Annotated in this window: 26 protein-coding genes; all 26 read right to left on the bottom strand. The window is 50.4% G+C overall.

Annotated elements, in window-relative coordinates; translation table 11 throughout:
- Positions 1–17: 17 nt before the first annotated feature.
- Complete coding sequence (rpsD, locus tag BFV67_RS20060; RefSeq protein WP_004868345.1) at positions 18–638, bottom strand: 30S ribosomal protein S4; 621 nt, start codon at positions 636–638, stop codon at positions 18–20.
- A gap of 32 nt (positions 639–670) precedes the next feature.
- Positions 671–1,060: a 30S ribosomal protein S11 gene (gene rpsK, locus BFV67_RS20065; protein ID WP_003863312.1), complete on the bottom strand. Its 390-nt coding sequence runs from the start codon at positions 1,058–1,060 to the stop codon at positions 671–673.
- 16 nt (positions 1,061–1,076) lie between these two features.
- The gene (gene rpsM / locus BFV67_RS20070) at positions 1,077–1,433 is read right to left on the bottom strand and encodes a 30S ribosomal protein S13 (protein ID WP_008503488.1); all 357 of its coding nucleotides are present in this window, start codon (positions 1,431–1,433) and stop codon (positions 1,077–1,079) included.
- Between the two features lie 146 nt (positions 1,434–1,579).
- Positions 1,580–1,696 carry a 50S ribosomal protein L36 gene (gene rpmJ / locus BFV67_RS20075; protein WP_000868187.1) on the bottom strand — a complete coding sequence of 39 codons (117 nt, stop codon included), beginning with the start codon at positions 1,694–1,696 and terminating at the stop codon, positions 1,580–1,582.
- A gap of 31 nt (positions 1,697–1,727) precedes the next feature.
- Complete coding sequence (gene secY / locus BFV67_RS20080) at positions 1,728–3,059, bottom strand: preprotein translocase subunit SecY (RefSeq protein WP_003863305.1); 1,332 nt, start codon at positions 3,057–3,059, stop codon at positions 1,728–1,730.
- A gap of 7 nt (positions 3,060–3,066) precedes the next feature.
- On the bottom strand, positions 3,067–3,501 hold the full coding sequence (gene rplO / locus BFV67_RS20085) for a 50S ribosomal protein L15 (protein ID WP_003863304.1): 435 nt from the start codon (positions 3,499–3,501) through the stop codon (positions 3,067–3,069).
- Between the two features lie 3 nt (positions 3,502–3,504).
- Complete coding sequence (gene rpmD / locus BFV67_RS20090; protein WP_003863301.1) at positions 3,505–3,684, bottom strand: 50S ribosomal protein L30; 180 nt, start codon at positions 3,682–3,684, stop codon at positions 3,505–3,507.
- Between the two features lie 6 nt (positions 3,685–3,690).
- Positions 3,691–4,191 (bottom strand): 30S ribosomal protein S5, encoded by a 501-nt coding sequence (gene rpsE, locus BFV67_RS20095; RefSeq protein ID WP_003863299.1) that lies wholly within the window; start codon positions 4,189–4,191, stop codon positions 3,691–3,693.
- A 14-nt stretch (positions 4,192–4,205) separates the two neighbouring features.
- Entirely contained in the window at positions 4,206–4,559 is a 354-nt protein-coding gene (gene rplR, locus BFV67_RS20100) for a 50S ribosomal protein L18 (RefSeq protein ID WP_003863297.1), read from the bottom strand.
- A 9-nt stretch (positions 4,560–4,568) separates the two neighbouring features.
- Positions 4,569–5,102: a 50S ribosomal protein L6 gene (gene rplF / locus BFV67_RS20105; protein ID WP_003863296.1), complete on the bottom strand. Its 534-nt coding sequence runs from the start codon at positions 5,100–5,102 to the stop codon at positions 4,569–4,571.
- Positions 5,103–5,114: 12 nt separating this feature from the next.
- Positions 5,115–5,507 carry a 30S ribosomal protein S8 gene (gene rpsH / locus BFV67_RS20110; RefSeq protein ID WP_006178918.1) on the bottom strand — a complete coding sequence of 131 codons (393 nt, stop codon included), beginning with the start codon at positions 5,505–5,507 and terminating at the stop codon, positions 5,115–5,117.
- 30 nt (positions 5,508–5,537) lie between these two features.
- The gene (rpsN, locus tag BFV67_RS20115; protein WP_003863291.1) at positions 5,538–5,843 is read right to left on the bottom strand and encodes a 30S ribosomal protein S14; all 306 of its coding nucleotides are present in this window, start codon (positions 5,841–5,843) and stop codon (positions 5,538–5,540) included.
- Between the two features lie 14 nt (positions 5,844–5,857).
- Positions 5,858–6,397: a 50S ribosomal protein L5 gene (gene rplE, locus BFV67_RS20120; RefSeq protein ID WP_001096202.1), complete on the bottom strand. Its 540-nt coding sequence runs from the start codon at positions 6,395–6,397 to the stop codon at positions 5,858–5,860.
- Between the two features lie 14 nt (positions 6,398–6,411).
- Complete coding sequence (gene rplX, locus BFV67_RS20125; RefSeq protein ID WP_003863287.1) at positions 6,412–6,726, bottom strand: 50S ribosomal protein L24; 315 nt, start codon at positions 6,724–6,726, stop codon at positions 6,412–6,414.
- A gap of 10 nt (positions 6,727–6,736) precedes the next feature.
- Positions 6,737–7,108: a 50S ribosomal protein L14 gene (gene rplN / locus BFV67_RS20130; protein ID WP_002919748.1), complete on the bottom strand. Its 372-nt coding sequence runs from the start codon at positions 7,106–7,108 to the stop codon at positions 6,737–6,739.
- A 166-nt stretch (positions 7,109–7,274) separates the two neighbouring features.
- Positions 7,275–7,529 (bottom strand): 30S ribosomal protein S17, encoded by a 255-nt coding sequence (gene rpsQ / locus BFV67_RS20135; protein ID WP_008503489.1) that lies wholly within the window; start codon positions 7,527–7,529, stop codon positions 7,275–7,277.
- On the bottom strand, positions 7,529–7,720 hold the full coding sequence (rpmC, locus tag BFV67_RS20140; protein ID WP_003863282.1) for a 50S ribosomal protein L29: 192 nt from the start codon (positions 7,718–7,720) through the stop codon (positions 7,529–7,531). Before rpmC ends, rpsQ begins: the two co-directional genes overlap by 1 nt.
- Positions 7,720–8,130, bottom strand: coding sequence for a 50S ribosomal protein L16 (rplP, locus tag BFV67_RS20145; protein ID WP_002919759.1), 411 nt, complete (start codon positions 8,128–8,130; stop codon positions 7,720–7,722). The genes rpmC and rplP overlap by 1 nt, the downstream gene beginning before the upstream one ends.
- A gap of 12 nt (positions 8,131–8,142) precedes the next feature.
- The gene (gene rpsC / locus BFV67_RS20150) at positions 8,143–8,844 is read right to left on the bottom strand and encodes a 30S ribosomal protein S3 (RefSeq protein WP_000529945.1); all 702 of its coding nucleotides are present in this window, start codon (positions 8,842–8,844) and stop codon (positions 8,143–8,145) included.
- Positions 8,845–8,861: 17 nt separating this feature from the next.
- On the bottom strand, positions 8,862–9,194 hold the full coding sequence (gene rplV, locus BFV67_RS20155) for a 50S ribosomal protein L22 (RefSeq protein ID WP_002919773.1): 333 nt from the start codon (positions 9,192–9,194) through the stop codon (positions 8,862–8,864).
- A 14-nt stretch (positions 9,195–9,208) separates the two neighbouring features.
- Positions 9,209–9,487, bottom strand: coding sequence for a 30S ribosomal protein S19 (gene rpsS, locus BFV67_RS20160; RefSeq protein WP_001138117.1), 279 nt, complete (start codon positions 9,485–9,487; stop codon positions 9,209–9,211).
- Between the two features lie 16 nt (positions 9,488–9,503).
- Positions 9,504–10,325: a 50S ribosomal protein L2 gene (gene rplB, locus BFV67_RS20165; RefSeq protein ID WP_008457150.1), complete on the bottom strand. Its 822-nt coding sequence runs from the start codon at positions 10,323–10,325 to the stop codon at positions 9,504–9,506.
- Positions 10,326–10,342: 17 nt separating this feature from the next.
- The gene (gene rplW / locus BFV67_RS20170; RefSeq protein ID WP_000617546.1) at positions 10,343–10,645 is read right to left on the bottom strand and encodes a 50S ribosomal protein L23; all 303 of its coding nucleotides are present in this window, start codon (positions 10,643–10,645) and stop codon (positions 10,343–10,345) included.
- Positions 10,642–11,247, bottom strand: a complete 606-nt coding sequence (gene rplD / locus BFV67_RS20175) for a 50S ribosomal protein L4 (protein WP_000424395.1) — start codon at positions 11,245–11,247, stop codon at positions 10,642–10,644. Before rplD ends, rplW begins: the two co-directional genes overlap by 4 nt.
- Before the next feature lie 10 nt (positions 11,248–11,257).
- A complete protein-coding gene (gene rplC / locus BFV67_RS20180; protein ID WP_003863274.1) occupies positions 11,258–11,887 on the bottom strand; it encodes a 50S ribosomal protein L3 in 630 nt (209 codons plus the stop codon).
- Between the two features lie 32 nt (positions 11,888–11,919).
- A complete protein-coding gene (gene rpsJ / locus BFV67_RS20185) occupies positions 11,920–12,231 on the bottom strand; it encodes a 30S ribosomal protein S10 (protein ID WP_001181005.1) in 312 nt (103 codons plus the stop codon).
- Positions 12,232–12,358 lie beyond the last annotated feature (127 nt).

Consider the following 12,358-nt stretch of genomic DNA (forward strand, 5'->3'; position numbering starts at 1 on the left):
CTCTTTGGTACTAAGCTTTACTTGGAGTAAAGCTCGACGATCAGGTGTTCGTTAATGTCCGCAGACAGATCAGAACGTTCTGGCTGACGCTTGAACGTACCTTCCATCTTGCCAGCATCAACTTCCAGCCAGGTTGGCTTTTCACGCTGCTCAGCCAGCTCCAGAGCGGCCTTCACGCGAGATTGCTTTTTCGCTTTCTCACGAATGCTAACAACGTCATTCGCTTTAACCTGATAAGAAGCGATGTTAACAACACGACCGTTTACCATGATTGCTTTGTGGCTAACCAGCTGACGTGATTCAGCACGAGTAGCGCCGAAGCCCATACGGTATACAACGTTGTCCAGACGACCTTCCAGCAGAGCCAGCAGGTTTTCACCTGTGTTGCCTTTCAGACGTGCTGCTTCTTTATAGTAGTTACGGAACTGACGCTCCAGCACACCGTACATACGGCGAACTTTTTGCTTTTCACGCAACTGCACACCATAGTCAGACAGACGCGGTTTACGCGCACCGTGCTGGCCAGGAGCTTGTTCAATTTTACACTTGGTATCGATCGCGCGAACGCCAGACTTAAGGAATAAGTCGGTGCCCTCACGACGGCTCAGCTTGAGCTTAGGACCCAAATATCTTGCCATTTTCTATCTCCAACTAACCTAAAAAACGAGCGTTATACGCGACGTTTTTTCGGCGGACGACAACCGTTATGAGGGATCGGAGTCACATCAGTAATATTAGTGATGCGGAAACCAGCGGCGTTCAGAGCGCGAACAGTAGATTCACGACCCGGACCCGGACCTTTAACCATAACTTCCAGATTCTTGATGCCGTATTCTTTTACGGCTTCTGCGCAACGCTCTGCTGCAACCTGAGCTGCGAACGGAGTGGATTTGCGAGAACCACGGAAACCGGAACCACCGGCTGTTGCCCAACCCAATGCGTTACCCTGACGATCAGTAATAGTAACGATGGTGTTGTTGAAAGAAGCATGGATATGAGCCACGCCGTCAGAGACTTGTTTTCTTACACGTTTACGTGCACGAACTGGTGCCTTTGCCATTATTCAATCACCCCGATTATTTCTTGATCGGTTTGCGCGGACCCTTACGGGTACGTGCGTTGGTCTTAGTACGCTGACCGCGCACTGGCAGACCACGACGATGACGCAAACCGCGATAGCAACCAAGATCCATCAGGCGCTTGATGCTCATGCTGATTTCACGGCGCAGATCACCTTCAACGACAAATTTGGCAACTTCGTCACGCAGCGTGTCGATTTGTTCTTCAGACAGCTCACTGATCTTAACATCTTCAGCGATACCCGCTGCAGCCAGAATGGCTTTAGAACGGGTCTTGCCGATGCCGTAGATCGAAGTTAATGCGATCACAGCATGTTTCTGATCAGGAATGTTAATGCCTGCTATACGGGCCACTATGCACTCCTACTATTTAATATGTACGCACCATGCTGAAAAGCCCGTTTTCAGGATACTCAAATGGAAACGTACAGACATACAAAAGATTGGCTGGCTAATCTAGCCAGCTCAACCCAACTTTGCAAGAAAAATATGCGAAATAATCAGCCTTGGCGCTGTTTATGCTTCGGCTCGGCACTGCAAATCACACGGATGACACCATCACGCTTAACGATTTTGCAGTTACGGCATAATTTCTTGACGGAAGCACGAACTTTCATTTTTACTCTCCGTAACTTCTCAGGCGACCAATTAGCGGCCGTAGCCTTTCAGGTTCGCCTTCTTCAATGCAGACTCATACTGACTGGACATCATCAGAGTTTGCACTTGAGCCATAAAGTCCATAATCACGACAACAACGATAAGCAGTGAGGTCCCACCGAAGTAGAACGGTACTTTCATTGCATCACGCATGAACTCCGGGATCAGGCAGATAAAAGTAATATAGAGCGCACCAACCAAAGTCAGGCGGGTCATTACTTTATCGATATACTTCGCCGTTTGCTCTCCCGGACGAATTCCTGGTACAAATGCACCGGACTTCTTCAGGTTATCTGCTGTTTCACGCGGGTTGAAGACCAACGCCGTGTAGAAGAAACAGAAGAAGATGATCGCAGACGCATAGAGTAACACATAAAGTGGTTGCCCAGGCTGCAAATACAGCGAAATTGTTGTCAGCCAGTTCCAACCAGTACCGCCCCCGAACCATGACGCGATGGTTGCCGGGAACAGAATAATACTGGAAGCGAAGATAGCCGGGATAACCCCCGCCATGTTCACTTTCAGCGGTAAATGTGTGCTCTGTGCAGCATAGACACGACGACCTTGCTGACGCTTAGCGTAGTTCACCACAATGCGGCGTTGACCACGTTCAACGAAGACAACAAAGAACGTCACTGCAAATACTAATACTGCAACCAACAGCAACAGGAGGAAGTGCAGGTCGCCTTGACGCGCTTGCTCGATAGTGTGGGCGATGGCTGGCGGGAGGCCCGCAACAATACCGGCGAAGATAATGATTGAGATACCGTTACCGATACCACGCTCAGTAATCTGTTCGCCGAGCCACATCAGGAACATTGTCCCTGTGACCAGACTTACAACAGCGGTGAAGTAGAATGCAAAGCCCGGGTTTAACACCAGGCCCTGCATACCAGGCATATTCGGCAGACCGGTAGCAATACCGATCGACTGGAATATTGCCAGCACCAGAGTACCGTAACGGGTGTACTGACTAATCTTACGACGTCCAGACTCCCCTTCTTTCTTCAACTCTGCCAGGGCCGGATGAACGACCGTCAGCAGCTGGATAATAATCGATGCCGAAATGTACGGCATAATACCCAGTGCGAAGATAGAAGCACGGCTGAGAGCACCACCAGAGAACATGTTGAACATTTCAATGATGGTGCCTCGCTGTTGCTCAAGCAGTTTGGCAAGTACAGCGGCATCGATACCAGGGATCGGAATAAAAGAGCCAATACGGAACACAATCAGCGCGCCGATAACAAACAGCAGTCTGCGTTTCAGCTCGCCAAATCCACCTTTGGCACTTTGAAAATCTAATCCCGGTTGCTTAGCCATCTGCTACTTATTCCTCAATTTTACCGCCAGCAGCTTCGATAGCAGCACGAGCACCTTTAGTAACACGCAGGCCACGAACAGTTACCGGAGTAGAAACTTCACCAGCCAGGATCACTTTCGCGAACTCGATCTGGATACCGATAATGTTTGCTGCTTTCAGCGTGTTCAGGTCTACAACGCCGCCTTCAACTTTCGCCAGGTCAGACAGACGGATTTCCGCCGTGATCGCTGCTTTGCGAGAGGTGAAGCCGAACTTCGGCAGACGACGGTACAGTGGCATCTGGCCACCCTCGAAACCGCGACGTACGCCACCGCCAGAACGAGAGTTCTGACCTTTGTGACCACGACCACCGGTTTTGCCGAGGCCAGAACCGATACCACGACCCAGGCGTTTACCCGCCTTTTTAGAGCCTTCGGCCGGAGACAGAGTATTTAAACGCATCTCTTACTCCTCAACTTTAACCATGAAGTAAACCGCGTTGACCATACCACGAACAGCAGGAGTATCCTCGCGCTCAACGGTATGACCAATACGACGCAGACCCAGGCCAAGCAGCGTTGCCTTGTGTTTCGGCAGACGACCGATTGCACTGCGGGTTTGAGTGATTTTAATAGTCTTTGCCATGGTCAATTACCCCAGAATTTCTTCAACGGATTTACCACGCTTGGCAGCGACCATTTCTGGAGAATTCATATTTTCCAGGCCATCAATAGTTGCACGAACCACGTTGATCGGGTTGGTGGAACCATATGCTTTAGCCAGAACGTTATGAACCCCAGCAACTTCCAGAACGGCGCGCATTGCACCACCGGCGATGATACCGGTACCTTCTGAAGCTGGCTGCATGAATACACGAGAACCCGTGTGAACACCTTTAACTGGGTGCTGCAGGGTGCCGTTGTTCAGCGCGACGTTAATCATGTTGCGACGGGCTTTTTCCATCGCTTTCTGGATCGCTGCTGGAACTTCACGCGCTTTACCGTAACCAAAACCAACGCGACCGTTACCATCGCCTACTACAGTCAGAGCTGTGAAGGAGAAAATACGACCACCTTTAACGGTTTTAGATACGCGGTTTACCGCGATCAGCTTTTCCTGCAGTTCGCCAGCCTGTTTTTCGATGTGAGCCATCTTACACCTCTACCTTAGAACTGAAGGCCAGCTTCACGGGCAGCATCTGCCAGTGCCTGGACACGACCATGATATTGGAACCCGGAACGGTCAAAGGAAACATTGCTGATGCCTTTTTCCAGAGCGCGTTCAGCAACAGCTTTACCTACAGCTGCAGCGGCGTCTTTGTTACCGGTGTACTTCAATTGTTCTGAGATAGCTTTTTCTACAGTAGAAGCAGCTACCAGAACTTCAGAACCGTTCGGTGCAATTACCTGTGCGTAAATATGACGCGGGGTACGATGTACCACCAGGCGAGTTGCACCCAGCTCTTTGAGCTTGCGGCGTGCGCGGGTCGCACGACGGATACGAGCAGATTTCTTATCCATAGTGTTACCTTACTTCTTCTTAGCCTCTTTGGTACGCACGACTTCGTCGGCGTAACGAACACCCTTGCCTTTGTAAGGCTCAGGACGACGGTAGGCGCGCAGATCTGCTGCAACCTGACCGATCAGCTGTTTATCAGCGCCTTTCAGCACGATTTCAGTCTGAGTCGGGCATTCTGCAGTGATACCGGCCGGCAGCGGATGCTCAACAGGGTGTGAGAAGCCCAGAGACAGGCCTACTGCATTCCCTTTGATAGCTGCACGATAACCTACACCAACCAGCTGAAGCTTTTTAGTGAAGCCTTCGGTAACACCAACAACCATTGAGTTCAGCAGGGCACGCGCGGTACCAGCCTGAGCCCAACCATCCACGAAACCATCACGTGGACCGAAGGTCAGAGCGTTATCTGCATGTTTAACTTCAACAGCTTTGTTGAGGGTACGAGTCAGCTCGCCGTTTTTACCTTTGATCGTAATAACCTGACCGTCGATTTTTACATCAACGCCGGCAGGAATAACGACCGGTGCTTTAGCAACACGAGACATTCTTTCCTCCGATTAGGCTACGTAGCAGATAATTTCGCCACCAAGACCAGCCTGGCGCGCTGCACGATCAGTCATAACACCTTTAGAGGTAGAAACAACTGCGATACCAAGACCAGCCATAACTTTTGGCAGCTCATCTTTTTTCTTATAGATGCGCAGGCCTGGGCGGCTGACACGCTGAATGCTTTCTACAACAGCTTTACCCTGGAAATACTTGAGAGTAAGTTCCAGTTCCGGCTTGGTGTCGCCTTCAACTTTAAAATCTTCGATAAAACCTTCTTCCTTCAGCACGTTGGCAATTGCCACTTTCAGCTTGGCGGAAGGCATGGTGACCGCAACTTTGTTCGCGGCCTGACCGTTACGGATACGGGTCAGCATATCCGCGATCGGATCTTGCATGCTCATCTGTCTTTACTCCCGTGATTCAATTGGTAATTACCAGCTAGCCTTTTTCAAGCCTGGCACTTCACCGCGCATGGCGGCTTCACGCAGTTTGATACGGCTCAACCCAAACTTGCCCACATAACCATGTGGACGACCTGTTTGACGACAGCGGTTACGCTGACGAGACGGGCTGGAATCACGCGGCAGAGACTGCAGCTTGAGAACCGCATTCCAACGATCTTCGTCGGAAGCGTTCACATCAGAAATGATCGCTTTCAGTTCAGCGCGTTTAGCGAAGAATTTATCAGCTAAAGCTACGCGCTTTACTTCGCGTGCTTTCATTGATTGCTTAGCCATTCAGTAACCCTACCTTACTTGCGGAACGGGAAGTCAAAGGCAGCCAGCAGAGCACGGCCTTCTTCGTCAGATTTCGCAGTAGTGGTAATGGTAATATCCAAACCACGCACGCGGTCGACTTTATCGTAGTCGATTTCTGGGAAGATGATCTGCTCACGGACACCCATGCTGTAGTTACCACGACCGTCGAAAGACTTAGCGGACAAGCCACGGAAGTCACGGATACGTGGAACAGCAATAGTGATCAGGCGCTCAAAGAACTCCCACATGCGTTCGCCACGCAGAGTTACTTTACAGCCGATCGGATAGCCCTGACGGATTTTGAAGCCTGCAACAGATTTGCGTGCTTTGGTGATCAGCGGTTTTTGACCGGAGATTGCTGTCAGGTCAGCTGCTGCGTTATCCAGCAGTTTCTTGTCAGCGATCGCTTCACCAACACCCATGTTCAGGGTGATCTTCTCGACCCGAGGGACTTGCATGACAGAATTGTAGTTAAACTCGGTCATGAGTTTCTTAACTACTTCGTCTTTGTAGTAATCATGCAGTTTCGCCATCGTACTACTCCAAATTACTTGATAGTTTCGCTGTTAGACTTGAAGAAACGGACTTTTTTACCGTCTTCGAATCTAAAGCCTACACGGTCAGCCTTGCCGGTAGCCGCATTGAAGATTGCAACGTTAGAAACCTGAATAGCAGCTTCTTTTTCAACGATGCCACCTGGTTGGTTCAGGGCCGGAACCGGCTTCTGATGTTTCTTAACCAGGTTGATACCTTCAACGACAAGTTTGCCGGAAGACAGAACATTTTTTACTTTACCGCGTTTACCTTTATCTTTACCGGTTAACACGATAACTTCGTCATCACGACGGATTTTCGCTGCCATGATTCGCTCCTTAGAGTACTTCTGGTGCCAGAGAGATAATTTTCATGAACTTCTCAGTACGAAGTTCACGAGTTACCGGCCCAAAGATACGCGTGCCGATAGGCTGCTCGCTGTTATTGTTTAAAATAACGCATGCATTACCATCGAAGCGAATGACAGAACCGTCAGGGCGACGAACACCCTTCTTGGTGCGCACCACTACCGCCTTCAGCACATCACCTTTTTTGACCTTACCACGTGGAATTGCTTCTTTGATGGTGATCTTGATGATGTCGCCTACGCCTGCGTAGCGACGGTGCGAGCCACCCAGAACCTTGATACACATTACGCGACGTGCACCGGAGTTGTCGGCGACGTTCAGCATAGTCTGTTCTTGGATCATTTTAGTGCTCCGCTAATGTCAACTACTACCTGAGACTCTAAAATCAGAGCCGTTAAAAAGCCCCATATCGAGGGCGCGGCATTATAACACCGCTTCTGCAATATGGGTAGAAAAAATAAACGGCTCATCGCTGAGCCGTTTATTCGTATTGAGAAGGCGTACTGTATTACAGAACCGCTTTCTCTACAACGCGAACCAGCGTCCAGGACTTAGTCTTGGACAGTGGACGGCATTCACGGATTTCAACCTTGTCGCCGATACCACATTCGTTGTTCTCGTCATGTACGTGCAGTTTGGTCGTACGCTTGATGAATTTACCGTAGATCGGGTGTTTCACAATACGTTCGATAGCTACAACAATGGATTTCTCCATTTTGTCGCTAACAACACGACCTTGCAGAGTACGGATTTTATCGGTCATTACGCACCCGCCTTCTGAGTCAGTAAAGTCTTAACGCGTGCAACATTGCGACGCACTTGCTTCAGCAGGTGAGTCTGTTGCAGCTGGCCACTTGCAGCCTGCATACGCAGGTTGAACTGCTCACGCAGCAGGTTCAGCAGCTCAGCGTTCAGCTCTTCAACGCTTTTTTCACGCAGCTCTTTTGCTTTCATTACATCACCGTCTTAGTTACAAAGGTGGTTTTGATAGGCAGTTTCGCTGCTGCCAGGCCGAAGGCTTCACGGGCCAGCTCTTCCGGAACACCGTCCATTTCATACAGGACTTTGCCCGGTTGGATCAAGGCAACCCAGTACTCCACGTTACCTTTACCTTTACCCATACGAACTTCCAGCGGCTTCTCGGTGATCGGTTTGTCCGGGAATACACGGATCCAGATCTTACCTTGACGCTTAACTGCACGGGTCATTGCACGACGTGCTGCTTCGATCTGACGTGCAGTCAGACGACCACGGCCAACAGCTTTCAGACCGAAAGTGCCGAAGCTAACATCCGTACCCTGCGCCAGACCACGGTTGCGGCCTTTGTGCACTTTACGGAATTTTGTACGCTTTGGTTGTAACATCAGCGACGCTCCTTATTTACGGCCTTTACGCTGCTGCTTTTTAGGTTGAGCAGCCGGTTTTTCCGGTTGTTCAACAGCAGCCATACCACCCAGGATCTCACCTTTGAAGATCCATACCTTAACGCCGATTACACCGTAAGTGGTGTGCGCTTCAGAGGTGTTGTAGTCGATGTCAGCACGCAGAGTGTGCAGCGGTACGCGACCTTCACGGTACCATTCGGTACGTGCGATTTCCGCGCCGCCCAGACGGCCGCTAACTTCAACTTTGATACCTTTAGCGCCCAGACGCATTGCGTTCTGTACAGCACGCTTCATAGCACGACGGAACATAACACGACGTTCCAGCTGTGAAGTGATGCTGTCAGCAACCAATTTAGCGTCCAGTTCAGGCTTACGAACTTCAGCGATATTGATCTGTGCAGGAACGCCAGCGATATCCGCTACGACCTTGCGCAGTTTTTCTACGTCTTCGCCTTTCTTACCGATAACGATGCCAGGACGAGCAGTGTGAATAGTCACACGGATGCTCTTCGCTGGACGCTCGATAACGATACGAGATACAGACGCTTTAGCCAGTTCCTTAGTCAGGTACTGACGTACTTTAAAATCGCTGTCCAGGTTGTCAGCGAATTCTTTGGTGTTCGCAAACCAGGTAGAGTTCCATGGTTTTACAATACCCAGGCGAATACCATTAGGATGTACTTTCTGACCCATTGCTAGTCTCCAGAGTCTCAGCGATCGGACACAACCACAGTAATGTGGCTGGTGCGCTTCAGGATGCGATCTGCACGACCTTTCGCACGCGGCATAATGCGCTTCATGCTTGGGCCTTCATCTACGAAAATTTTCGCGACTTTCAGATCGTCGATGTCAGCGCCATCGTTGTGTTCAGCGTTAGCAATGGCAGATTCCAGTACTTTCTTGACCAATACCGCAGCTTTCTTGTTGGTATAGGTCAGGATGTCCAGGGCCTGCGACACTTTCTTACCGCGAATCAGGTCAGCAACAAGGCGAACCTTCTGTGCAGAAGAACGAGCATGGCGATGTTGAGCTAAAGTTTCCATCTCTTCCTCCTACCTTATTTCTTCTTCGCTTTTTTATCAGCAGCATGGCCGCGATAAGTACGAGTCGGTGCGAATTCACCCAGTTTGTGACCAACCATTTCGTCGGTAACAAAGACTGGAACGTGCTGACGACCATTATGGACAGCGATGGTCAAACCGATCATGTTAGGAAAGATCGTTGAACGACGGGACCAAGTGCGCAGGGGCTTCTTGTCTCCGCTTTCCACCGCTTTCTCTACCTTCTTCAGCAAGTGCAGGTCAATAAAAGGACCTTTCTTGAGAGAACGTGGCATGGCTTATCCTCTAAAATTATTTGCTACGGCGACGTACGATAAATTTATCAGTACGCTTGTTGCTGCGGGTCTTCTTACCTTTGGTCTGAACGCCCCACGGAGATACCGGGTGCTTACCAAAGTTACGACCTTCACCACCACCATGTGGGTGGTCGACTGGGTTCATCGCAGTACCGCGAACGGTAGGACGAACACCACGCCAGCGTGCAGCACCTGCTTTACCCAGAACGCGCAGCATATGCTCAGCATTGCCAACTTCGCCCAGAGTAGCGCGGCAGTCTGCTTCGACTTTACGCATTTCACCAGAACGCAGACGCAGGGTGACATAAGCACCATCACGCGCAACGATCTGAACGTAAGTACCCGCGGAACGCGCCAGCTGACCGCCTTTACCTGGTTTCATTTCTACGTTATGAACGGTAGAACCAACCGGGATATTGCGCATCGGCAGGGTGTTGCCTGCTTTGATTGCAGCATCAACGCCAGACTGAATCTGGTCGCCAGCTTTCAGGCCTTTAGGGGCCAGGATGTAACGGCGTTCGCCGTCTTTGTACAGAACCAGCGCGATGTTCGCGGAACGGTTCGGATCGTACTCAAGACGTTCAACAACTGCTGGGATACCGTCTTTGTTGCGTTTGAAGTCAACAATACGATAAGCCTGCTTGTGGCCACCACCGATGTGACGAGTGGTGATACGGCCATTGTTGTTACGACCACCGGATTTGCTGTTTTTTTCCAGCAACGGAGCAAAAGGTTTGCCCTTGTGCAGCTCAGGGTTAACCACTTTAACTACGTGGCGACGACCCGGAGATGTCGGTTTACATTTAACAACTGCCATTGTATTACTCCTCCGACTTACTCAGCGCCGCCAACGAAGTCCAGATTCTGGCCTTCTTTCAGGGTGACGTAAGCTTTTTTCCAGTCGCTACGACGACCGATACGCTGTCCGTGACGTTTAACTTTCCCTTTAACGACCAGGGTGTTAACGACTTCGACTTCGACTTCAAACAGTTTCTGCACAGCAGCTTTGATCTCTGCTTTGGTCGCGTCTTTAGCAACTTTGAGAACGATGGTGTTTGTTTTTTCCATCGCAGTAGACGCTTTTTCAGAAACGTGCGGTGCGCGAAGCACCTTCAGCAGACGTTCTTCACGAATCATGCCAGCATCTCCTCAACTTGCTTAACAGCATCAGCAGTCATTACGACTTTGTCGAAGGCGATCAGGCTAACCGGGTCGATACCAGTCGCATCGCGTACGTCAACCTTGTGCAGGTTACGTGCGGCCAGGAACAGGTTCTCGTCCAGCTCACCGGTGATGATCAGCACATCTTCCAGAGCCATGTCTTTCAGTTTCTGTGCCAGCAGCTTAGTTTTAGGCGCTTCAACAGAGAACTTCTCGACAACGATCAGACGATCCTGACGTACCAGTTCGGACAGGATGCTTTTCAGCGCGCCGCGGTACATCTTTTTGTTAACTTTTTGACTGTGGTCCTGTGGACGCGCAGCGAAGGTCACGCCACCTGAACGCCAGATCGGGCTCTTGATAGAACCTGAACGCGCACGGCCGGTACCTTTCTGGCGCCATGGCTTTTTGCCAGAACCAGTTACTTCAGCACGAGTCTTCTGAGCACGAGTACCCTGACGAGCACCAGCTGCATAAGCAACAACAACCTGGTGAACCAGCGCTTCGTTGAAATCACGACCGAAGGTAGTTTCGGAAACAGTCAGCGCGCTCTGCGCGTCTTTCAATACTAATTCCATTGCTATCCCCTTACGCCTTCACAGCTGGTTTAACGATCAGGTCGCTACCGGTTGCACCCGGGACCGCACCTTTAACCAGCAGCAGGTTGCGCTCAGCGTCAACACGTACTACGTCCAGGCTCTGAACGGTTACACGTTCGTTACCCAGCTGACCTGCCATTTTCTTGCCTTTGAACACTTTGCCCGGAGTCTGGTTCTGACCGATAGAACCCGGAACGCGGTGAGACAAGGAGTTACCGTGGGTAGCGTCCTGGGTACGGAAGTTCCAGCGCTTAACGGTACCAGCAAAACCTTTACCTTTAGAGGTACCGGTTACGTCAACTTTTTTAACGTCAGCAAACAGCTCAACGCTAATGTCCTGACCTACGGTGAACTCTTCGCCTTCAGCAAGACGGAATTCCCACAGCCCACGGCCAGCTTCTACGCCAGCTTTAGCGAAGTGACCCGCTTCTGGTTTGGTTACACGGTTAGCTTTTTTAGCACCAGTGGTAACCTGAATAGCGCGGTAGCCATCGTTAGCCAGATCTTTAACCTGAGTAACGCGGTTTGCTTCAACTTCGATTACGGTTACTGGGATAGAAACGCCATCTTCAGTGAAGATGCGGGTCATACCCACTTTTTTACCGACTAAACCAATCATTGTTTCAACCTCTCAATCGCTCGATGACCTGATTAACCCAGGCTGATCTGCACGTCTACACCGGCAGCCAGATCCAGACGCATCAGAGCATCAACGGTTTTCTCAGTTGGCTCAACGATGTCAACCAGACGCTTGTGAGTGCGGATTTCGTACTGATCGCGCGCGTCTTTGTTAACGTGCGGAGAAATCAGAACGGTGAAGCGCTCTTTGCGGGTCGGCAGCGGGATCGGACCACGGACTTGCGCACCAGTGCGCTTAGCAGTCTCGACGATTTCCGCGGTTGATTGATCGATCAGACGATGATCAAACGCTTTAAGGCGGATACGGATTCTTTGGTTCTGCATGAGACCAGAGCTCCAATTATTTTATAAACGAAAATGATTACTCCTCAAACCCATTACGATTGATGGGAGAGTGTAACCGTTCTTACGTAGCTCCCCAATTGGGAGCATTGTTGAGTAACAAAATGAG

Origin of the sequence: Enterobacter roggenkampii (assembly GCF_001729805.1) — a bacterium.
Classification (GTDB): domain Bacteria; phylum Pseudomonadota; class Gammaproteobacteria; order Enterobacterales; family Enterobacteriaceae; genus Enterobacter; species Enterobacter roggenkampii.

Coding starts and splice junctions, on each gene's coding strand:
- rpsD (WP_004868345.1), bottom strand. CDS start 638: ATGGCAAGATATTTGGGTCCTAAGCTCAAGCTGAGCCGTCGTGAGGGC.
- rpsK (WP_003863312.1), bottom strand. CDS start 1,060: ATGGCAAAGGCACCAGTTCGTGCACGTAAACGTGTAAGAAAACAAGTC.
- rpmJ (WP_000868187.1), bottom strand. CDS start 1,696: ATGAAAGTTCGTGCTTCCGTCAAGAAATTATGCCGTAACTGCAAAATC.
- secY (WP_003863305.1), bottom strand. CDS start 3,059: ATGGCTAAGCAACCGGGATTAGATTTTCAAAGTGCCAAAGGTGGATTT.
- rplO (WP_003863304.1), bottom strand. CDS start 3,501: ATGCGTTTAAATACTCTGTCTCCGGCCGAAGGCTCTAAAAAGGCGGGT.
- rpmD (WP_003863301.1), bottom strand. CDS start 3,684: ATGGCAAAGACTATTAAAATCACTCAAACCCGCAGTGCAATCGGTCGT.
- rpsE (WP_003863299.1), bottom strand. CDS start 4,191: ATGGCTCACATCGAAAAACAGGCTGGCGAACTGCAGGAAAAGCTGATC.
- rplR (WP_003863297.1), bottom strand. CDS start 4,559: ATGGATAAGAAATCTGCTCGTATCCGTCGTGCGACCCGCGCACGCCGC.
- rplF (WP_003863296.1), bottom strand. CDS start 5,102: ATGTCTCGTGTTGCTAAAGCACCGGTCGTTATTCCTGCCGGCGTTGAT.
- rpsH (WP_006178918.1), bottom strand. CDS start 5,507: ATGAGCATGCAAGATCCGATCGCGGATATGCTGACCCGTATCCGTAAC.
- rpsN (WP_003863291.1), bottom strand. CDS start 5,843: ATGGCTAAGCAATCAATGAAAGCACGCGAAGTAAAGCGCGTAGCTTTA.
- rplE (WP_001096202.1), bottom strand. CDS start 6,397: ATGGCGAAACTGCATGATTACTACAAAGACGAAGTAGTTAAGAAACTC.
- rplX (WP_003863287.1), bottom strand. CDS start 6,726: ATGGCAGCGAAAATCCGTCGTGATGACGAAGTTATCGTGTTAACCGGT.
- rplN (WP_002919748.1), bottom strand. CDS start 7,108: ATGATCCAAGAACAGACTATGCTGAACGTCGCCGACAACTCCGGTGCA.
- rpsQ (WP_008503489.1), bottom strand. CDS start 7,529: ATGACCGATAAAATCCGTACTCTGCAAGGTCGTGTTGTTAGCGACAAA.
- rpmC (WP_003863282.1), bottom strand. CDS start 7,720: ATGAAAGCAAAAGAGCTGCGTGAAAAAAGCGTTGAAGAGCTGAACGCT.
- rplP (WP_002919759.1), bottom strand. CDS start 8,130: ATGTTACAACCAAAGCGTACAAAATTCCGTAAAGTGCACAAAGGCCGC.
- rpsC (WP_000529945.1), bottom strand. CDS start 8,844: ATGGGTCAGAAAGTACATCCTAATGGTATTCGCCTGGGTATTGTAAAA.
- rplV (WP_002919773.1), bottom strand. CDS start 9,194: ATGGAAACTTTAGCTCAACATCGCCATGCTCGTTCTTCTGCACAGAAG.
- rpsS (WP_001138117.1), bottom strand. CDS start 9,487: ATGCCACGTTCTCTCAAGAAAGGTCCTTTTATTGACCTGCACTTGCTG.
- rplB (WP_008457150.1), bottom strand. CDS start 10,325: ATGGCAGTTGTTAAATGTAAACCGACATCTCCGGGTCGTCGCCACGTA.
- rplW (WP_000617546.1), bottom strand. CDS start 10,645: ATGATTCGTGAAGAACGTCTGCTGAAGGTGCTTCGCGCACCGCACGTT.
- rplD (WP_000424395.1), bottom strand. CDS start 11,247: ATGGAATTAGTATTGAAAGACGCGCAGAGCGCGCTGACTGTTTCCGAA.
- rplC (WP_003863274.1), bottom strand. CDS start 11,887: ATGATTGGTTTAGTCGGTAAAAAAGTGGGTATGACCCGCATCTTCACT.
- rpsJ (WP_001181005.1), bottom strand. CDS start 12,231: ATGCAGAACCAAAGAATCCGTATCCGCCTTAAAGCGTTTGATCATCGT.